The organism is Gottfriedia acidiceleris (assembly GCF_002128425.1).
In the GTDB taxonomy this organism is placed as follows: Bacteria; Bacillota; Bacilli; order Bacillales; family Bacillaceae_G; genus Gottfriedia; species Gottfriedia acidiceleris.
The window spans coordinates 17204-33976 of sequence record NZ_NESS01000017.1 but is presented as its reverse complement, the minus strand read 5'-3'; the positions used below and the strand labels follow the sequence as shown (position 1 = coordinate 33976).

Here is a 16773-nt window from a genome sequence, read left to right as displayed (position 1 = left end):
GAAATTACGATGGGAATCAAAAAGTATAAACCAACCACTAACGGTCGCCGTGGTATGACTACTAATGATTTTGCTGAGATCACTACTGACAAACCAGAAAAATCATTACTAGCTCCACTTAACAAAAAAGCTGGCCGTAATAACCAAGGTAAAATTACTGTTCGTCACCAAGGTGGTGGACACAAACGTCAATACCGTATCATCGATTTCAAACGAGATAAAGATGGTATACCAGGACGCGTTGCTACAATAGAGTACGATCCAAACCGTTCTGCAAACATTGCGTTAATTAACTACGCTGATGGAGAAAAACGTTACATCCTAGCTCCTAAAAACTTAGTAGTAGGTATGGAAATCGTTTCAGGTCCTGAAGCTGATATTAAAGTAGGTAACGCTTTACCACTTGCTAACATTCCAGTAGGTACTACAATCCACAACATCGAGTTAAAACCAGGTCGTGGAGGACAATTAGTACGTTCAGCTGGTACTTCTGCTCAAGTATTAGGTAAAGAAGATCGTTATGTACTAGTTCGTTTAAATTCTGGTGAAGTACGTATGGTATTAGCAACTTGCCGCGCGACAGTAGGTCAAGTTGGTAACGAACATCACGAACTTATTAACATCGGTAAAGCAGGTCGTTCTCGTTGGATGGGTAAACGCCCAACTGTACGTGGATCTGTAATGAACCCAGTTGATCACCCACACGGTGGTGGTGAAGGACGCTCTCCAATCGGACGTAAATCACCAATGTCTCCATGGGGTAAACCAACTCTTGGTTACAAAACTCGTAAGAAAAACAAAGCGTCAGACAAATTTATCGTTCGTCGCCGTAAAAAATAACGCGATTGTGCTACGGTTCACTAGAACCGTAGGTCAATCACGAAGGGAGGTACCACAATGGGACGCAGCCTGAAAAAAGGTCCATTTATTGATGATCACTTATTAGCTAAAGTTGAGAAATTAAACGAGACTGACTCTAAGCAAGTTGTTAAAACTTGGTCACGTCGTTCAACTATTTTCCCACAATTTATCGGACATACTATTGCAGTATACGATGGTCGTAAACACGTACCTGTATATGTATCGGAAGATATGGTAGGTCACAAACTTGGTGAATTTGCTCCAACTCGTACTTATAAAGGTCACGATGCGGATGACAAGAAAACTAGAAGATAATGAGAGGAGGCACTCCAATGCAAGCTAAAGCTGTACTGAGAACAGTTCGTATCGCTCCTCGTAAAGTTCGTCTAGTAGTCGATTTAATCCGAGGTAAACAAGTTGGCGAAGCGATCGCAATCCTTCGACACACACCAAAAACTGCTTCTCCTGTTGTAGAAAAATTATTAAAATCTGCTATTGCTAACGCAGAGCATAACTATGATATGGATGTTAATAACTTATACATCGAAAAAGTATTCGTTGATGAAGGTGCTACTTTAAAACGTTTCCGCCCTCGTGCACAAGGACGTGCTAGCGCAATCAACAAACGCACAAGCCACATTACAATCGTGGTATCAGAGAAGAAGGAGGGATAATCGATGGGACAAAAGGTAAATCCAGTCGGACTTCGTGTTGGTATTATTAAAGATTGGGAATCTAAATGGTACGCTGAAAAAGATTACGCTGATCTTTTACATGAAGACATCAAAATTCGTGAGTACATCAGCACTCGTTTAAAAGATTCTGCTGTATCTAAAGTAGAAATCGAAAGAGCTGCAAACCGTGTAAACATTACTGTTCACACTGCAAAACCAGGTATGGTAATCGGTAAAGGTGGTTCGGAAGTTGAAGCTCTTCGTAAAGCTTTAAACAACCTTACTGGCAAACGTGTTCATATCAACATCATCGAAATTAAAAGAGCAGATCTTGATGCTAAATTAGTAGCTGAAAACATCGCTCGTCAATTAGAAAACCGTGTTTCATTCCGTCGTGCTCAAAAGCAAGTACTTCAACGTGCTATGCGTGCTGGTGCATTAGGTATTAAAACACAAGTTTCTGGTCGTCTTGGCGGAGCAGATATTGCTCGTGCAGAATCATATAGTGAAGGTACAGTGCCACTTCATACATTACGTGCGGATATCGATTATGCAACTGCAGAAGCAGATACAACATACGGTAAACTAGGCGTAAAAGTATGGATTTACAAAGGTGAAGTTCTTCCTACAAAAAAGAAAGCTTCTGAGGAAGGAGGAAATTAATTATGTTAATGCCTAAACGTGTTAAATATAGAAGAGAGCATCGTGGAAAAATGCGCGGACGTGCCAAAGGTGGTACTGAAGTAGCATTTGGTGAATTCGGTTTACAATCTACTGAAGCTTCTTGGATTACTAACCGTCAAATTGAAGCAGCGCGTCGTGCAATGACTCGTTACATGAAACGTGGCGGTAAAGTATGGATTAAAATCTTCCCTTCTAAGCCTTACACAGCTAAACCTCTTGAGGTTCGTATGGGTAGCGGTAAAGGTGCTCCAGAAGGTTGGGTAGCAGTCGTTAAACCAGGAAAAATTATGTTCGAAATCGCTGGTGTATCTGAAGAAGTAGCTCGTGAAGCACTACGCTTAGCAGCTCACAAATTACCAGTTAAATGTAAGTTTGTAAAACGTGAAGACAATGGTGGTGATTCTAATGAAAACTAATGAGATTCGCGATCTTACCACTGCTGAAATTGAATTAAAAGTGAAATCTCTTAAAGAAGAGTTATTCAATCTTCGTTTCCAATTAGCTACAGGACAATTAGAGAACACTGCTCGTATCCGCGAGGTTCGTAAAGCAATTGCTCGTATGAAAACTGTAGTTCGTGAAAGAGAAATTAACTCTAATAATTAATGATGAGGGGAGGTTTGCACAGTGAGCGAACGTAACCAACGTAAAGTTTACACAGGACGTGTAGTTTCTGATAAGATGGATAAGACAATTACTGTTGTAGTTGAAACTTATAAAACACATAAACTATACGGAAAACGCGTTAAATATTCTAAGAAATATAAAGCGCACGATGAGCTAAACACTGCAAAAGTTGGCGATATCGTAAAAATCATGGAGACTCGTCCATTATCAGCTACAAAACGTTTCCGTTTAGTTGAAATCGTAGAAGAAGCTGTTATTATCTAATAGATGATCGGATATCATTCTTAATCCGAAAGGAGGTCAATTTGACATGATCCAACAAGAAACTCGTTTAAAAGTTGCTGACAATTCAGGTGCACGTGAATTACTTACTATTAAAGTATTAGGTGGTTCGGGCCGTAAAACTGCTAACATCGGTGATATCATCGTATGTTCAGTAAAACAAGCAACACCAGGTGGCGTTGTTAAAAAAGGTGATGTAGTTAAAGCTGTTATCGTTCGTACGAAACGCGGTGTTCGTCGTCCAGACGGTACTTACATCAAATTTGATGAAAACGCAGCTGTTATCATTAAAGATGATAAGAGCCCACGTGGTACTCGTATTTTCGGACCAGTTGCACGTGAATTACGTGATAGCAACTTCATGAAAATCGTATCATTAGCTCCAGAAGTACTTTAATTAATGTACTTTAATAAATACTTCAGAAAGCCTTATTAAGGAGGTGCACGAAGAAGATGCATGTAAAAAAAGGTGATAAAGTTCAAGTTATCTCTGGTAAAGACAAAGGAAAACAAGGTGTTATCCTTGCTGCTTTTCCAAAGAATAACCGCGTACTAGTTGAAGGTGTTAACATCATTAAAAAACACTCAAAACCTACTCAAGCTAACCCACAAGGTGGCATCATCGAGAAAGAAGCACCAATCCATGTTTCTAATGTTATGGCATTAGATCCAAAAACTGGAGTACCTACACGCGTAGGTTACCAATTAGTGGATGGTAAAAAAGTACGTATTGCAAAAAAATCAGGCGAATTACTTGATAAATAATAGAAATTTATGAAAGGAGGTCAACTGAATGAACCGCCTAGTCGAGAAATATCAAAATGAAATCACTCCTGCTCTAGTGAGCAAGTTTAACTATAAATCAGTTATGCAAGTGCCAAAAATTGAAAAGATCGTCATCAACATGGGTGTTGGTGAGGCTGTTTCAAATTCAAAAGCATTAGATACTGCTGTTGAGGAATTAACTTTAATCGCAGGTCAAAAACCTGTTGTAACTAGAGCTAAGAAATCAATCGCTCAATTCCGTCTTCGTGAAGGAATGCCTATCGGTGCTAAAGTTACATTACGCGGTGAGCGTATGTACGAATTCTTTGAGAAATTAGTTTCTGTAACATTACCTCGTGTACGTGACTTCCGTGGAATCTCTAAAAAGTCATTCGATGGCCGTGGAAACTACACTTTAGGTGTTAAAGAGCAATTAATCTTCCCAGAGATCGATTATGATAAAGTAAACAAAGTACGTGGTATGGACATCGTTATTGTAACTACTGCAAATACTGATGAAGAAGCTCGTGAAATGCTAACATTATTCGGAATGCCTTTTCAAAAATAATGAAAGCCAGCGCTAAAGAAGAGGAGGCGAAAACGTGGCTAAAAAATCAATGATTGCGAAACAAAAACGTGCTCAGAAATTTAAAGTACAAGAGTATACACGTTGCGAACGTTGCGGACGTCCACACTCAGTATTACGTAAATTTAAACTTTGCCGTATTTGTTTCCGTGAACTTGCTTATAAAGGACAAATCCCTGGCGTTAAAAAAGCTAGTTGGTAATTCTATAGATATTAGGAAGGAGGTTATCTGAACATGGTCATGACAGATCCTATTGCAGATATGCTTACTCGCATTCGTAATGCGAACATGGTACGTCACGAGAAATTAGAATTCCCAGGTTCTAACCTAAAGAAAGAAGTTGCTGAAATTCTAAAACGTGAAGGTTTCATCCGTGACGTTGAGTACATTGAAGATGATAAACAAGGTATCATCCGTATTTTCTTAAAATATGGTGTGAACAACGAACGTGTTATCACTGGATTAAAAAGAATCTCTAAACCTGGCTTACGTGTATACGCGAAAGCTGACGAAGTACCTCGCGTACTTAACGGTTTAGGTGTTGCAATTGTTTCAACATCTAAAGGTGTAATGACAGATAAAGAAGCTCGTCAAGCAAAAACTGGTGGCGAAATCTTAGCATACGTTTGGTAATAAAACACAGAGAGAATGGAGGTGTAGTGAATGTCTCGTGTTGGTAAAAAAGAACTTGTAATTCCTGCTGGAGTTACTCTTACTAATAACAACAATACTATTACAGTAAAAGGACCTAAAGGTGAGTTAACTCGTACTTTTAGCCCTGATATGACAATCGAAGTTAACGAGAACGTATTATCAGTTGCACGTCCAACTGATAACAAAGAGCACCGTGCTCTTCATGGTACAACTCGTGCTATCTTAGGTAACATGGTTGAAGGTGTAACTAATGGTTATACTCGTAACCTTGAATTAGTTGGGGTAGGTTACCGTGCAACTAAAACTGGTGACAAACTTGTTTTAGCTGTTGGTTATTCTCACCCAGTTGAGATCACTCCTGAAAAAGGTGTTGAAATCGAAGTACCTTCAAATACTAAAATTAGTATTAAAGGTATCGACAAAGAACGTGTAGGCGCTCTTGCTGCTTACATCCGTCAAGTACGTCCACCAGAGCCTTACAAAGGTAAAGGTATCCGTTACGAAGGCGAAATGGTTCGTCGTAAAGAAGGTAAAACTGCGAAGTAATCTATAACTAGATAAGAGAAAGGAGTGACCAAGATGATCTTTAAGGCTGATAAAAATGCAGTACGTAAAAAAAGACATGCTCGTGTTCGTACTAAATTATCTGGTACTCAAGAACGTCCACGTTTAAACGTTTATCGTTCAAACAACCATATCTATGCTCAAATCATTGATGATGTTAATGGCGTAACATTAGCAAGTGCATCAACTTTAGATAAAGAATTAACTTTAAATGGTACTGGTAATATCGATGCAGCAACACAAGTTGGTAGCTTAGTTGCAAAACGCGCTACTGAAAAAGGTGTTACTGAAGTTGTATTCGACCGCGGTGGTTACTTATATCATGGTCGCGTAAAAGCTTTAGCTGAAGCTGCTCGTGAAGCTGGTTTACAATTTTAATAAAAGAAGGAGGGACATACATGCGTCGCATTGATCCTAATAAATTAGAGCTTGAAGAACGCTTAGTTACGATCAACCGTGTTGCTAAAGTTGTAAAAGGTGGTCGTCGTTTCCGCTTTGCAGCATTAGTAGTTGTTGGTGACAAAAACGGTCATGTAGGTTTTGGTACTGGTAAAGCTCAAGAAGTACCTGATGCTATTCGTAAAGCTGTTGAAGATGCTAAGAAAAATCTAATTAACGTACCAATCGTTGGAACTACAATTCCTCACGTAATTACTGGTCGTTTTGGAGCTGGTGAAGTATTCTTAAAACCTGCTTCTGAAGGTACTGGAGTTATCGCTGGAGGTCCTGTTCGTGCGGTATTAGAACTTGCTGGAGTACATGATATCTTATCTAAATCTCTTGGTTCAAACACACCGGTAAACATTGTACGTGCTACAATTGAAGGTTTAAGTAACTTAAAACGTGCGGATGAAGTTGCAAAATTACGTGGTAAATCTGTAGAAGAATTACTAGGTTAATAAGGAGGGATAACGATGGCTAAAAAGTTAGAAATTACCCTTACTCGTAGTGTTATTGGTCGTAAACAAGATCAAATCGCAACAGTTCGTGCTTTAGGTATTACTAAAACAAACCAAACTGTTGTTAAAGAAGATAACGCTGCAATGCGTGGGATGATTAACAAAGTTTCTCACCTTGTATCTGTAAAAGAAATTTAATTGAACATGAATAAGTAAGGAGGTGCCCTAATGAAACTTCATGAATTAAAACCTACAGAAGGTTCTCGTAAAGTATCTAAACGTATCGGTCGTGGTATTGGTTCAGGTACTGGTAAAACTGCAGGTAAAGGTCATAAAGGACAAAACGCTCGTTCAGGTGGCGGTGTTCGTCTTGGATTTGAAGGTGGTCAAACTCCTTTATTCCGTCGTTTACCAAAACGTGGTTTCACTAACATCAACCGTAAAGATTACGCAATCGTTAATGTTGAAACGTTAAATCGCTTCGAAAACGGAACTGAAGTAACTCCTGAGTTACTGATCGAAACTGGTATTGTTCGTAAAGAATTAGCTGGTATTAAGATTTTAGGTAAAGGTAAGTTAGAAGTTAAACTTACTGTAAAAGCTCACAAGTTCTCATCTACTGCAGTAGAGGCAATCGAAGCAGCTGGTGGAAATGCTGAGGTGATCTAAAATGTTCCGGACAATCTCCAACTTTATGCGCATTGCAGATATTAGAAAAAAAATATTTTTTACGTTATTAATGTTAATTGTATTTCGTATTGGAACGTTTATACCTGTTCCAAACGTCAACGCTGATGTATTAGCATCCCAAGATAGCTCAATGAGCATCTTTGGTGTTATAAACACATTTGGTGGAGGAGCTCTTAAACAGTTCTCGATTTTTGCAATGGGTATAATGCCGTACATTACTGCTTCAATCATTATTCAGTTACTTCAAATGGACGTTGTTCCGAAGTTAACTGAATGGTCGAAGCAAGGTGAGATTGGTCGACGTAAATTAACTCAGCTGACTAGATACATCACAATTATTCTTGGTTTTGTAGAAGCAATTGGATTATCAATCAGTATGAATAATGTTACTGGCGGAATGTTAATCGAAAATCCAGGTTGGTCAACCTATTTATATATAGCAGTTGTACTAACAGCTGGAACATCTTTCTTATTGTGGTTAGGTGAGCAGATTACTGCTAAAGGTGTAGGGAACGGTATATCAGTTATCATCTTTGGTGGTATAGTTGCTGCTATACCTAATACAATAAGTCAAGTTTATCAGCAACAATTTAAAGGTGCTGGTGACGCGCTATTCTTAAACATCGTGAAAGTTGGCCTAGTGTTATTAGTTTTACTATTAGTAATCGTAGCTGTAATTTATATTCAACAAGCTAATCGTAAAATTCCAATTCAATATGCTAAACGAAACAATGGTAATAATAGCTATGTCGGAGGACAATCTACTCACTTGCCATTAAAAGTAAATGGCGCTGGGGTTATTCCGGTAATCTTCGCTGTTTCATTTTTAATTACTCCTTCAACAATTGCATCGTTCTTACCAAGTAACAATGTGACTGAATGGATTAAAGCGCATTTTACGTATAACAATCCATGGGGAATGGCATTTTATTTAATCTTGATCATTGCATTCACTTATTTTTATACTTTTGTTCAGGCTAATCCAGAGCAAATGGCTGAAAATCTTCAGAAGCAAGGTGGCTACATCCCGGGTATTCGCCCAGGTAAGAGCACTCAAGAATATATCATTAAAGTCTTATATCGTTTAACTTTCGTAGGAGCAATTTTCTTAGCTGTCATCGCTTTATTACCAATCATATTTGGTAAAATTGCGAACTTACCACCTTCAGCTCAAATTGGAGGAACAAGTTTACTAATCGTAGTCGGAGTTGCGCTTGAAACAATGAAACAATTAGAAAGTCAGCTTGTTAAGAGAAACTACAAAGGCTTTATTAAAGAACGAGCGTAGGGAAATGCAATATTCCCTATTGCTCACCTAATTTAGAGGAGGATTAACCATGAATTTAATTCTTATGGGACTTCCTGGTGCAGGCAAAGGCACACAAGCTGAGAAAATTGTCGAAAAATACGGCATTCCTCATATATCTACTGGCGATATGTTCCGTGCAGCAATTAAAGATGGCACAGAATTAGGTCTTAAAGCAAAATCGTTTATGGATCAAGGTCATCTTGTTCCTGATGAGGTAACAATTGGTATTGTACGTGAACGATTAGCGAAAGACGATTGCCAAAACGGTTTCTTATTGGATGGGTTTCCTAGAACAGTTGCGCAGGCTGAAGCACTAGAAGAGACTTTGAAAGTAATGAATCGCAAAATTGACTTCGTGTTAAACATTCATGTAGACCAACAACTTTTAATTGAACGTTTAACAGGTCGTCGTATTTGTAAAGAGTGTGGAGCAACTTATCATTTAATTTTCAACCCACCTGTTGAAGAGGGTGTTTGCCCAAAATGTGGCGGAGAGCTTTATCAACGTGCGGATGATAATGAAGAAACAGTTGCAAATCGCCTTGAAGTAAATATCAAACAAACTCAGCCTTTACTTGATTTCTACAATAACCTTGGTTATGTAAAAACAATTGAAGGTGAACAAGAGATTAATAAAGTTTTCCAAGACATTGATAATCTTTTAAAAGAGTTAGTTTAATAATTGAACGATAAGATCGTCGTTCCTTGTGTATGACGTATTGTTGTTTCGTCAAAACTGATACTGTTATAAAAGCTTTAACATGGCTTTGCTTGGAACGATTGATATAATATAAGGTCTTTAGTAGGCCAAAAAATCTCCAACATATCAGAGCACTTTGGCTTAATGTTCCTTGCGTATGTTTGCCTACAAGCAAGCTACTGATTTGAAGAAAGGAGAATGCCCTAATGGCGAAAGATGATGTAATTGAAATTGAAGGTACCGTTACGGAAACACTTCCGAATGCGATGTTCAAGGTTGAATTGGAAAATGGTCATGTCGTTCTTGCACACGTTTCTGGTAAAATTCGTATGAACTTCATTCGTATTCTTCCAGGTGACAAGGTTACTGTAGAACTATCTCCATATGATTTAACTCGTGGCCGTATTACGTACCGTTTTAAATAATAAATATGCACTCCGTAATCTACAAGGAGGTTGAAATCATGAAAGTGAGACCATCAGTAAAACCAATCTGTGAAAAATGTAAAGTTATCCGCAGACGTGGTAAAGTAATGGTAATTTGTGAAAATCCAAAACATAAACAAAAACAAGGTTAATAAAGAAGGAGGTGCACTAGAATGGCTCGTATTGCTGGTGTAGATATTCCTCGCGACAAACGCGTGGTTGTTTCTTTAACTTATGTATACGGAATCGGTCGTGCAACTTCTGAAAAAATCTTAGCTGAAGCTGGTATTTCAGAAGACACTCGTGTACGTGATTTAACAGAAGAAGAATTAGGTAAAATTCGTGAATTAATCGATAAGTTGAAAGTTGAAGGGGATCTTCGTCGTGAAGTTTCTTTAAACATTAAACGTCTAATCGAAATCGGTTCATATCGTGGTATTCGCCACCGTCGTAGCTTACCTGTTCGTGGTCAAAACACTAAAAATAATGCTCGTACTCGTAAAGGCCCACGCCGTACAGTAGCGAACAAGAAGAAATAATATTTTTTAAGTAAAGGAGGGTATTCAACATGGCACGTAAAACAAATGTACGTAAACGTCGTGTGAAAAAGAATATTGAAGCTGGTACAGCTCATATTCGTTCAACTTTCAATAACACAATCGTAACAATCACTGATGTTCATGGTAACGCAATTTCTTGGTCAAGTGCTGGATCATTAGGTTTCAAAGGATCTCGTAAATCTACTCCATTCGCTGCACAAATGGCTGCTGAAACTGCTGCTAAAGCTTCTATGGAACACGGTTTAAAAACTCTTGACGTAACTGTTAAAGGTCCGGGTGCTGGTCGTGAGGCTGCTATCCGTGCTCTTCAAGCTGCTGGTCTTGAAGTAACTGCTATCAGAGACGTTACTCCAGTTCCACATAACGGATGCCGTCCACCAAAACGTCGTCGTGTATAATTTGTCTGTATAAATTTTCAAAAATTGTCTATAATGGATTATGATATATGTTTGGCAAATATTAACAGACATCTCTTGTTGTGCACAATTAGGAACTGCCTAATAGGGACTTTCGGTTAGCATTGGCTAACCGAGGGTTTCGACGTTTTGAAGGAGGGTTTAAAAAATGATTGAAATCGAAAAGCCGAAAATCGAAACGGTTGAGATCAGTGACGATTCCAAATATGGTAAATTCGTTATTGAACCACTTGAGCGTGGATATGGTACAACGCTAGGTAACTCCTTACGTCGTATCCTTTTATCCTCACTTCCTGGTGCCGCTGTAACTGCTATTCAAATTGATGGTGTGTTACATGAGTTCTCTACAGTTGAAGGTGTTGTAGAAGACGTTACAACGATTATTCTTAATGTTAAAAAACTTGCTCTGAAAATTTATTCGGACGAAGAAAAAACATTAGAAATTGATGTGCGCGGTGAAGGGCCAATTACTGCGGCCGATATTACGCATGATAGCGATGTTGAAGTTCTAAATCCAGATCTTCATATTGCAACTCTTGCTAAAGATGCTCATTTACGTATGCGTCTAACTGCTAGACGTGGACGTGGATACATCCCTGCAGATGGTAACAAAAGAGAGGATCAAGCAATAGGTGTTATTCCTATCGACTCGATTTACACTCCAGTGTCTCGTGTCACATACCAAGTTGAAAATACACGTGTGGGACAGGTTTCAAATTTCGATAAGTTAACACTTGATGTTTGGACTGACGGAAGTATTGGACCAAAGGATGCTATCGCACTTGGTTCAAAAATTCTAACTGAACACTTAAACATTTTTGTAGGTTTAACTGACGAAGCTAAAAATGCAGAAATCATGGTCGAAAAAGAAGAAGATCAAAAAGATAAAGTCCTTGAAATGACGATTGAAGAACTTGATCTTTCTGTTCGTTCATATAACTGCTTAAAGCGAGCTGGTATTAATACTGTACAAGAGCTTGCGAATAAGACAGAAGAAGACATGATGAAAGTACGTAACTTAGGTCGTAAGTCTTTAGAAGAAGTAAAGCATAAGTTAGAAGAGTTAGGTTTAGGCCTACGTAAAGAAGACTGATTGTAGCTTCGATAAAGGGAGAGGCGTTCTCTTCATGTCTATATGACCCAATTTTGATACTACTTACAAAGGAGGGAACTAGAAATGGGATACAGAAAATTAGGACGTACTAGCTCACAACGTAAAGCTATGTTACGTGACTTAGCTACTGATTTAATCATCAACGAACGTATTCAAACAACTGAAACTCGTGCGAAGGAGTTACGTTCAGTTGTTGAAAAAATGATTACTTTAGGTAAACGTGGAGACTTACACGCTCGTCGTCTAGCTGCTGCTTACATCCGTAATGAAGTTGCTAACGCTGAAAACGGTCAAGACGCTTTACAAAAATTATTTGCTGACATCGCTCCTCGTTACACTGAGCGTCAAGGTGGATACACTCGTATCGCAAAAATTGGTCCTCGTCGTGGAGACGCAGCACCAATGGTTGTTATCGAATTAGTATAATATTCGAATACAAAAGGGCTCGACGTTTCTTGTAAACATGTCGTTGCCCTTTTTTTCTGTTTACTTTTAGACTATTATATATCTATAAAACAATGAAAAATTATAGGTGAACAAATGAGAAAAGATAGTATTAAAGTAGATAACATATCTTTTAAATATCCACAGGCACAATCAAATGCAGTTCATTCTGTATCATTTAATATAAAAGAAAATGAATGGATCGCTATAGTAGGTCGAAACGGTTCAGGAAAGTCAACGTTGGCAAAACTTTTAAATGGATTAATATTACCCGAAGAAGGCCAAATCGTGATTGATGAGGAAATCAGCTTATCAGAACAAACAATTTGGGACGTTCGAAAGAAAATTGCGATGGTATTTCAAAATCCGGATAATCAGTTTGTAGGTACGACAGTAATAGATGATATTGCATTTGGATTGGAAAACCATGGATTTGAAAAAGAAGAAATGGATCGTCGAATTGAGGAAGTATTAAACATCGTAAATATGAAAGAATTTGTGCTCCACGAGCCACATTCACTTTCTGGTGGCCAAAAACAAAGAGTAGCAATAGCTGGAGCATTAGCAATTCAACCAAGTATATTAATTTTAGATGAAGCAACATCGATGTTAGATCCTTTCGGTAGAAAAGAAGTAATCGAGACAATTCGAGATTTACATAAAGACATTAATATGACTGTTATTTCAATTACTCATGATATAGAAGAAGCAATACATGCAGACCGTATTTTAATTATGCATGATGGTCATTTAGTTCAGAGCGTAACTCCAGAAGAGCTTTTAAAAACAGAGTTTTCTTTAGAATCGCTTGGATTAGCATCTCCTTTTACAAATAACCTTTCTAGTTTATTAATCGAAAAAGGTTTACCTTTGAGACAAGACCATCTAGAGCAAGAAAGCTTGGTGAGCGAATTATGCAAATTACTTTTGAAAAAGTAGGCTATACTTATCAGCCGAAAACACCATTTGAGCATCGTGCTCTTTATAATATTGATGTTAATATACCTGATGGGTCATATTATGCTGTAATTGGTCACACAGGCTCAGGTAAATCTACATTTCTGCAACATTTAAATGGCCTCTTACAACCAACAGAGGGGATCGCCAAAATTGACGATATTACACTTTTATCAGATAAGAAAAACAAAAATTTAAAATCATTAAGAAAGAAAGTAGGATTAGTTTTTCAGTTTCCTGAACAGCAATTATTTGAAGAAACTGTTGAGAAAGATATTTGCTTTGGTCCAATGAATTTTGGTGTATCTGAAGATGAAGCAAAAAAAAGAGCGAAAGATTTAATTGAAAAAGTAGGCTTAAGTGAAGAATATTTAATGAAGTCACCATTTGAATTAAGTGGAGGTCAAATGAGAAGGGTTGCTATTGCAGGCGTATTAGCAATGGAACCGGAAGTTTTAGTTTTGGATGAACCAACTGCTGGACTTGATCCTAGTGGTCAAAAGGCGTTAATGGATATGTTTTATCAATTGCACAAAGAAAAGGGCCTGACGATCATTTTAGTAACTCATAGCATGGAAGATGCTGCGAGATATGCTGATACGATCCATGTACTACAAAAAGGGACAACGTATTTAAAGGGAAGCCCTTTAGAAGTATTCTCATATGAAAAGGAACTGGAGGAAATCGGATTACAAATTCCGCTTTCTTTAAAATTTCATCAAGAATTAAATCAAAAATTAGGTATCAATGAAAAGGCTACAAGTTTAACAATTGAACAACTCGCTAATTATATTGCAAATCTTTATAATGGGGAAACAAAATGAATAGTCTAATTATCGGAAAATATATCCCAATCAATTCACTTATTCATCGTCTAGATGCTAGAGCAAAACTCCTTACAATGTTCATTTTTATTTGTATCGTTTTCTTTGCAAATAATTTTATAACTTATGGGGTTTTATTATTATTCTCAATTGTAACAGTATCACTATCAAGAGTACCTCTTAATTATTATTTAAAAGGATTAAGAGCAATCTGGCTGTTAGCAGTGTTTACTTTTTTATTGCATGTGTTTACAAATAAAGAGGGACCACTAATCTATCATTTTGGTTGGGTTGAAATTCATAAAGAAGGAATTATTCAAGGGATTTATATATCAGCGAGATTTTTTCTTTTAGTTTCAATTACAACACTACTGACATTAACAACAAATCCAATCGAAATTACAGATGGGCTTGAATCATTATTTAACCCATTTAAAAGATTTGGTCTACCTGTGCATGAAATGGCTTTAATGATGTCAATTTCATTGCGATTTATTCCAACGCTTATGGAAGAGACTGAAAAGATTATGAAGGCACAGTCGTCCCGAGGAGTGGATTTTTCTTCAGGACCTATAAAAGACAGGTTAAAAGCATTAGTCTCTTTACTTGTTCCATTATTTATTCATTCATTTAAACGAGCTGAGGACTTAGCAGTTGCGATGGAAGCCAGAGGTTACCAAGGCGGAGATGGAAGATCAAAGTTTCGTGTTATGAAGTGGCATTTTCGTGATACAGCATGCTTAGTAGTATTACTAATATTATTTTTACTATTATTGTTTTTACGTAAGTAATGGAGATAAGTTATGAATCGAATTAAATGTATAATTTCATATGATGGCACATTATTTAATGGATACCAAGTACAACCTAATCAAAGAACAGTCCAAACTGATATTGAGAAGGTTCTAACAAAAATGCACAAAGGTCATCCGATACGAATCCATGCATCTGGTAGGACAGATACTGGGGTACACGCAGTAGGACAAGTAATTCATTTTGATAGTGAATATGTACTTCAACCAGAGCAATGGAAGAGAGCATTAAATGCACAATTGCCGAAAGATATCAATATTAGATCTGTAGAGATTGTCGATGAAAACTTTCATTCTAGATTTGACGTCGTTCGAAAAGAATACCGTTATTTTATTTGGAATGAAAAAGACGAAAATGTTTTTTCTAGAAACCATCATTATTTTTTTCCTTTTGATCTAAATATTATCAAAATGCAAGAAGCATTAGATTGCTTACTAGGTACACATGATTTTAGTTCATTTTGCGCATCAAATACGGATATAAAGGACAAAGTACGAACGATTTATAAAGGAACTATTAATAAAACAGATCAGGGGATTGTTATCGCTCTTGAAGGAAATGGTTTTCTTTATAATATGGTAAGAATAATTGTTGGAACATTAATTGAAGTAGGGCAAGGAAAGCGTGATGTAAAAAGTGTTAAAAACGCATTATTAGCACGTGATCGAGCCAAGGCTGGCAAGACATCGCCGCCTAATGGACTGTTTTTATGGAAAGTTGATTATAACAACTAATCCTGGTGTAACATTTGCTTGACATTAGAAGGTATAAAGTTTAATATTAAATACGGTATTGTTTTAAGAACCACGATTAGCCCCGGAACTGTCGTGTTAAAGATAAACAATAAAAACAATTTTACTTTATGTATATTGTATTAGGAGGAAAATAGAATGCGCACAACTTATATGGCAAAAGCTAGCGAAGTTGAACGTAAGTGGTTCGTTGTAGACGCTGAAGGAAAAACTTTAGGTCGTCTTGCAACTGAAGTAGCTACTTTACTTCGCGGTAAGCACAAACCAACTTTCACACCACACGTTGATACAGGTGATAACGTAATCATCATCAACGCTGAGAAAGTTGAATTAACAGGAAACAAATTAAACGATAAAATTTACTACCGTCATACAATGTATGCTGGTGGTTTAAAAGAGCGTACAGCTTTAGAAATGCGTACTAACTACCCAGTTAAAATGCTTGAGTTAGCTGTTAAAGGTATGCTTCCAAAAGGACGTCTTGGACGTGCTCAAATTAAAAAGTTACACGTGTATGCTGGTAACGAGCATCCACACCAAGCACAAAAACCAGAAGTTTACGAACTTCGCGGATAATTATAAAAGGAGGGCATTCACATGGCACAAGTACAATACTATGGCACAGGACGTCGTAAAAGCTCAGTAGCTCGTGTACGTTTAGTTCCTGGCGAAGGACGCGTTATCATTAACGGTCGTGATTTTGAAGATTACATCCCATTCGCTGCATTAAGAGAAGTTGTTAAACAACCACTTGTTGCAACTGAAACATTAGGTAGCTATGATATTCTAGTAAACGTTAACGGTGGTGGATACACTGGTCAAGCTGGTGCAATTCGTCACGGTATCTCTAGAGCATTATTACAAGTTGATCCTGAGTACCGCGGAACTTTAAAACGCGCTGGATTATTAACTCGTGATGCACGTATGAAAGAGCGTAAAAAATACGGTCTTAAAGGTGCACGTAGAGCTCCTCAGTTCTCAAAACGTTAATTATCAAAATCTCAAGACTCTTTTCACATTTGTGGAAAGGGTCTTTTTTATATCTAAAAAGTGCTTTTGACTACGAAATAATTTTTGTCTACAAATCATAGTTGAAGGTACCTTTTGAATTTATCTTCTGTTTGCTTCTTACATATATTAATCACATTTAAAATGCTCTCAAACCAAGAAAT

General features: G+C 37.4%; 31 protein-coding genes. All 31 read left to right on the top strand.

Features of this window, described 5'->3' with window-relative positions; translation table 11 throughout:
* Positions 1 to 9: 9 nt before the first annotated feature.
* The 31 genes from rplB to rpsI all read left to right on the top strand — a co-directional run bounded on the left by rplB (position 10) and on the right by rpsI (position 16591).
* Positions 10 to 840, top strand: a complete 831-nt coding sequence (gene rplB, locus B6K90_RS20605; RefSeq protein WP_088014604.1) for a 50S ribosomal protein L2 — start codon at positions 10 to 12, stop codon at positions 838 to 840.
* Between the two features lie 57 nt (positions 841 to 897).
* Positions 898 to 1176 carry a 30S ribosomal protein S19 gene (rpsS, locus tag B6K90_RS20600; protein ID WP_069033610.1) on the top strand — a complete coding sequence of 93 codons (279 nt, stop codon included), beginning with the start codon at positions 898 to 900 and terminating at the stop codon, positions 1174 to 1176.
* A gap of 17 nt (positions 1177 to 1193) precedes the next feature.
* Complete coding sequence (gene rplV, locus B6K90_RS20595; protein WP_056467425.1) at positions 1194 to 1535, top strand: 50S ribosomal protein L22; 342 nt, start codon at positions 1194 to 1196, stop codon at positions 1533 to 1535.
* 3 nt (positions 1536 to 1538) lie between these two features.
* On the top strand, positions 1539 to 2198 hold the full coding sequence (rpsC, locus tag B6K90_RS20590; RefSeq protein WP_088014603.1) for a 30S ribosomal protein S3: 660 nt from the start codon (positions 1539 to 1541) through the stop codon (positions 2196 to 2198).
* A gap of 2 nt (positions 2199 to 2200) precedes the next feature.
* A complete protein-coding gene (gene rplP, locus B6K90_RS20585) occupies positions 2201 to 2635 on the top strand; it encodes a 50S ribosomal protein L16 (protein ID WP_069033611.1) in 435 nt (144 codons plus the stop codon).
* Complete coding sequence (rpmC, locus tag B6K90_RS20580) at positions 2625 to 2825, top strand: 50S ribosomal protein L29 (protein WP_056467434.1); 201 nt, start codon at positions 2625 to 2627, stop codon at positions 2823 to 2825. The genes rplP and rpmC overlap by 11 nt, the downstream gene beginning before the upstream one ends.
* A 21-nt stretch (positions 2826 to 2846) precedes the next feature.
* Positions 2847 to 3110: a 30S ribosomal protein S17 gene (rpsQ, locus tag B6K90_RS20575; protein ID WP_056467437.1), complete on the top strand. Its 264-nt coding sequence runs from the start codon at positions 2847 to 2849 to the stop codon at positions 3108 to 3110.
* A gap of 46 nt (positions 3111 to 3156) precedes the next feature.
* Positions 3157 to 3525, top strand: coding sequence for a 50S ribosomal protein L14 (rplN, locus tag B6K90_RS20570; protein ID WP_088014602.1), 369 nt, complete (start codon positions 3157 to 3159; stop codon positions 3523 to 3525).
* A gap of 56 nt (positions 3526 to 3581) precedes the next feature.
* Entirely contained in the window at positions 3582 to 3893 is a 312-nt protein-coding gene (gene rplX, locus B6K90_RS20565; RefSeq protein ID WP_056467443.1) for a 50S ribosomal protein L24, read from the top strand.
* Positions 3894 to 3921: 28 nt separating this feature from the next.
* Complete coding sequence (gene rplE / locus B6K90_RS20560) at positions 3922 to 4461, top strand: 50S ribosomal protein L5 (protein WP_056467447.1); 540 nt, start codon at positions 3922 to 3924, stop codon at positions 4459 to 4461.
* A gap of 34 nt (positions 4462 to 4495) precedes the next feature.
* The gene (locus B6K90_RS20555) at positions 4496 to 4681 is read left to right on the top strand and encodes a type Z 30S ribosomal protein S14 (RefSeq protein ID WP_056467450.1); all 186 of its coding nucleotides are present in this window, start codon (positions 4496 to 4498) and stop codon (positions 4679 to 4681) included.
* A gap of 33 nt (positions 4682 to 4714) precedes the next feature.
* The gene (gene rpsH, locus B6K90_RS20550) at positions 4715 to 5113 is read left to right on the top strand and encodes a 30S ribosomal protein S8 (protein WP_056467453.1); all 399 of its coding nucleotides are present in this window, start codon (positions 4715 to 4717) and stop codon (positions 5111 to 5113) included.
* Positions 5114 to 5143: 30 nt separating this feature from the next.
* Positions 5144 to 5680, top strand: a complete 537-nt coding sequence (rplF, locus tag B6K90_RS20545; RefSeq protein ID WP_088014601.1) for a 50S ribosomal protein L6 — start codon at positions 5144 to 5146, stop codon at positions 5678 to 5680.
* A gap of 33 nt (positions 5681 to 5713) precedes the next feature.
* The gene (gene rplR, locus B6K90_RS20540; RefSeq protein ID WP_088014600.1) at positions 5714 to 6076 is read left to right on the top strand and encodes a 50S ribosomal protein L18; all 363 of its coding nucleotides are present in this window, start codon (positions 5714 to 5716) and stop codon (positions 6074 to 6076) included.
* Between the two features lie 20 nt (positions 6077 to 6096).
* The gene (gene rpsE / locus B6K90_RS20535) at positions 6097 to 6597 is read left to right on the top strand and encodes a 30S ribosomal protein S5 (protein WP_056467462.1); all 501 of its coding nucleotides are present in this window, start codon (positions 6097 to 6099) and stop codon (positions 6595 to 6597) included.
* A 15-nt stretch (positions 6598 to 6612) separates the two neighbouring features.
* Positions 6613 to 6795: a 50S ribosomal protein L30 gene (gene rpmD / locus B6K90_RS20530; RefSeq protein WP_088003827.1), complete on the top strand. Its 183-nt coding sequence runs from the start codon at positions 6613 to 6615 to the stop codon at positions 6793 to 6795.
* 30 nt (positions 6796 to 6825) lie between these two features.
* A complete protein-coding gene (gene rplO, locus B6K90_RS20525) occupies positions 6826 to 7266 on the top strand; it encodes a 50S ribosomal protein L15 (protein ID WP_088014599.1) in 441 nt (146 codons plus the stop codon).
* 1 nt (position 7267) lies between these two features.
* On the top strand, positions 7268 to 8575 hold the full coding sequence (secY, locus tag B6K90_RS20520) for a preprotein translocase subunit SecY (protein ID WP_088014598.1): 1308 nt from the start codon (positions 7268 to 7270) through the stop codon (positions 8573 to 8575).
* Between the two features lie 49 nt (positions 8576 to 8624).
* On the top strand, positions 8625 to 9275 hold the full coding sequence (locus B6K90_RS20515) for an adenylate kinase (RefSeq protein WP_088014597.1): 651 nt from the start codon (positions 8625 to 8627) through the stop codon (positions 9273 to 9275).
* Positions 9276 to 9502: 227 nt separating this feature from the next.
* Positions 9503 to 9721 carry a translation initiation factor IF-1 gene (gene infA, locus B6K90_RS20510; RefSeq protein WP_056467475.1) on the top strand — a complete coding sequence of 73 codons (219 nt, stop codon included), beginning with the start codon at positions 9503 to 9505 and terminating at the stop codon, positions 9719 to 9721.
* Positions 9722 to 9759: 38 nt separating this feature from the next.
* Positions 9760 to 9873 (top strand): 50S ribosomal protein L36, encoded by a 114-nt coding sequence (gene rpmJ, locus B6K90_RS20505; protein ID WP_000868344.1) that lies wholly within the window; start codon positions 9760 to 9762, stop codon positions 9871 to 9873.
* 21 nt (positions 9874 to 9894) lie between these two features.
* Positions 9895 to 10260, top strand: a complete 366-nt coding sequence (gene rpsM, locus B6K90_RS20500; RefSeq protein ID WP_056467478.1) for a 30S ribosomal protein S13 — start codon at positions 9895 to 9897, stop codon at positions 10258 to 10260.
* Between the two features lie 29 nt (positions 10261 to 10289).
* Positions 10290 to 10679, top strand: coding sequence for a 30S ribosomal protein S11 (rpsK, locus tag B6K90_RS20495; protein WP_056467481.1), 390 nt, complete (start codon positions 10290 to 10292; stop codon positions 10677 to 10679).
* A 166-nt stretch (positions 10680 to 10845) separates the two neighbouring features.
* Entirely contained in the window at positions 10846 to 11790 is a 945-nt protein-coding gene (locus B6K90_RS20490; protein ID WP_056467484.1) for a DNA-directed RNA polymerase subunit alpha, read from the top strand.
* Between the two features lie 84 nt (positions 11791 to 11874).
* The gene (rplQ, locus tag B6K90_RS20485) at positions 11875 to 12237 is read left to right on the top strand and encodes a 50S ribosomal protein L17 (protein WP_056467487.1); all 363 of its coding nucleotides are present in this window, start codon (positions 11875 to 11877) and stop codon (positions 12235 to 12237) included.
* Between the two features lie 114 nt (positions 12238 to 12351).
* Complete coding sequence (locus B6K90_RS20480; RefSeq protein WP_088014596.1) at positions 12352 to 13194, top strand: energy-coupling factor ABC transporter ATP-binding protein; 843 nt, start codon at positions 12352 to 12354, stop codon at positions 13192 to 13194.
* Positions 13170 to 14036: an energy-coupling factor ABC transporter ATP-binding protein gene (locus B6K90_RS20475; protein ID WP_088014595.1), complete on the top strand. Its 867-nt coding sequence runs from the start codon at positions 13170 to 13172 to the stop codon at positions 14034 to 14036. Before B6K90_RS20480 ends, B6K90_RS20475 begins: the two co-directional genes overlap by 25 nt.
* Positions 14033 to 14827 (top strand): cobalt ECF transporter T component CbiQ, encoded by a 795-nt coding sequence (cbiQ, locus tag B6K90_RS20470; protein WP_088014594.1) that lies wholly within the window; start codon positions 14033 to 14035, stop codon positions 14825 to 14827. Before B6K90_RS20475 ends, cbiQ begins: the two co-directional genes overlap by 4 nt.
* Positions 14828 to 14839: 12 nt before the next feature.
* A complete protein-coding gene (gene truA / locus B6K90_RS20465; protein ID WP_088014593.1) occupies positions 14840 to 15583 on the top strand; it encodes a tRNA pseudouridine(38-40) synthase TruA in 744 nt (247 codons plus the stop codon).
* A gap of 156 nt (positions 15584 to 15739) precedes the next feature.
* Positions 15740 to 16177: a 50S ribosomal protein L13 gene (rplM, locus tag B6K90_RS20460; protein ID WP_088014592.1), complete on the top strand. Its 438-nt coding sequence runs from the start codon at positions 15740 to 15742 to the stop codon at positions 16175 to 16177.
* A 21-nt stretch (positions 16178 to 16198) separates the two neighbouring features.
* Positions 16199 to 16591 (top strand): 30S ribosomal protein S9, encoded by a 393-nt coding sequence (gene rpsI, locus B6K90_RS20455; protein WP_056467505.1) that lies wholly within the window; start codon positions 16199 to 16201, stop codon positions 16589 to 16591.
* Positions 16592 to 16773: the final 182 nt, after the last annotated feature.

Excerpts from the sequence above, each read along its gene's own strand:
- rplE (WP_056467447.1), top strand. The coding sequence starts at position 3,922 with ATGAACCGCCTAGTCGAGAAATATCAAAATGAAATCACTCCTGCTCTA.
- rpmC (WP_056467434.1), top strand. The coding sequence starts at position 2,625 with ATGAAAACTAATGAGATTCGCGATCTTACCACTGCTGAAATTGAATTA.
- rpsC (WP_088014603.1), top strand. The coding sequence starts at position 1,539 with ATGGGACAAAAGGTAAATCCAGTCGGACTTCGTGTTGGTATTATTAAA.
- rpsE (WP_056467462.1), top strand. The coding sequence starts at position 6,097 with ATGCGTCGCATTGATCCTAATAAATTAGAGCTTGAAGAACGCTTAGTT.
- rpmD (WP_088003827.1), top strand. The coding sequence starts at position 6,613 with ATGGCTAAAAAGTTAGAAATTACCCTTACTCGTAGTGTTATTGGTCGT.
- rpsS (WP_069033610.1), top strand. The coding sequence starts at position 898 with ATGGGACGCAGCCTGAAAAAAGGTCCATTTATTGATGATCACTTATTA.
- secY (WP_088014598.1), top strand. The coding sequence starts at position 7,268 with ATGTTCCGGACAATCTCCAACTTTATGCGCATTGCAGATATTAGAAAA.
- B6K90_RS20490 (WP_056467484.1), top strand. The coding sequence starts at position 10,846 with ATGATTGAAATCGAAAAGCCGAAAATCGAAACGGTTGAGATCAGTGAC.
- rpsH (WP_056467453.1), top strand. The coding sequence starts at position 4,715 with ATGGTCATGACAGATCCTATTGCAGATATGCTTACTCGCATTCGTAAT.
- rpsK (WP_056467481.1), top strand. The coding sequence starts at position 10,290 with ATGGCACGTAAAACAAATGTACGTAAACGTCGTGTGAAAAAGAATATT.
- rplM (WP_088014592.1), top strand. The coding sequence starts at position 15,740 with ATGCGCACAACTTATATGGCAAAAGCTAGCGAAGTTGAACGTAAGTGG.
- rplR (WP_088014600.1), top strand. The coding sequence starts at position 5,714 with ATGATCTTTAAGGCTGATAAAAATGCAGTACGTAAAAAAAGACATGCT.
- rplX (WP_056467443.1), top strand. The coding sequence starts at position 3,582 with ATGCATGTAAAAAAAGGTGATAAAGTTCAAGTTATCTCTGGTAAAGAC.
- rplB (WP_088014604.1), top strand. The coding sequence starts at position 10 with ATGGGAATCAAAAAGTATAAACCAACCACTAACGGTCGCCGTGGTATG.
- cbiQ (WP_088014594.1), top strand. The coding sequence starts at position 14,033 with ATGAATAGTCTAATTATCGGAAAATATATCCCAATCAATTCACTTATT.
- truA (WP_088014593.1), top strand. The coding sequence starts at position 14,840 with ATGAATCGAATTAAATGTATAATTTCATATGATGGCACATTATTTAAT.
- rplQ (WP_056467487.1), top strand. The coding sequence starts at position 11,875 with ATGGGATACAGAAAATTAGGACGTACTAGCTCACAACGTAAAGCTATG.
- rplO (WP_088014599.1), top strand. The coding sequence starts at position 6,826 with ATGAAACTTCATGAATTAAAACCTACAGAAGGTTCTCGTAAAGTATCT.
- B6K90_RS20515 (WP_088014597.1), top strand. The coding sequence starts at position 8,625 with ATGAATTTAATTCTTATGGGACTTCCTGGTGCAGGCAAAGGCACACAA.
- B6K90_RS20480 (WP_088014596.1), top strand. The coding sequence starts at position 12,352 with ATGAGAAAAGATAGTATTAAAGTAGATAACATATCTTTTAAATATCCA.
- rplV (WP_056467425.1), top strand. The coding sequence starts at position 1,194 with ATGCAAGCTAAAGCTGTACTGAGAACAGTTCGTATCGCTCCTCGTAAA.
- rpsM (WP_056467478.1), top strand. The coding sequence starts at position 9,895 with ATGGCTCGTATTGCTGGTGTAGATATTCCTCGCGACAAACGCGTGGTT.
- rplN (WP_088014602.1), top strand. The coding sequence starts at position 3,157 with ATGATCCAACAAGAAACTCGTTTAAAAGTTGCTGACAATTCAGGTGCA.
- rpsI (WP_056467505.1), top strand. The coding sequence starts at position 16,199 with ATGGCACAAGTACAATACTATGGCACAGGACGTCGTAAAAGCTCAGTA.
- rplP (WP_069033611.1), top strand. The coding sequence starts at position 2,201 with ATGTTAATGCCTAAACGTGTTAAATATAGAAGAGAGCATCGTGGAAAA.
- rplF (WP_088014601.1), top strand. The coding sequence starts at position 5,144 with ATGTCTCGTGTTGGTAAAAAAGAACTTGTAATTCCTGCTGGAGTTACT.
- B6K90_RS20475 (WP_088014595.1), top strand. The coding sequence starts at position 13,170 with ATGCAAATTACTTTTGAAAAAGTAGGCTATACTTATCAGCCGAAAACA.
- infA (WP_056467475.1), top strand. The coding sequence starts at position 9,503 with ATGGCGAAAGATGATGTAATTGAAATTGAAGGTACCGTTACGGAAACA.
- rpmJ (WP_000868344.1), top strand. The coding sequence starts at position 9,760 with ATGAAAGTGAGACCATCAGTAAAACCAATCTGTGAAAAATGTAAAGTT.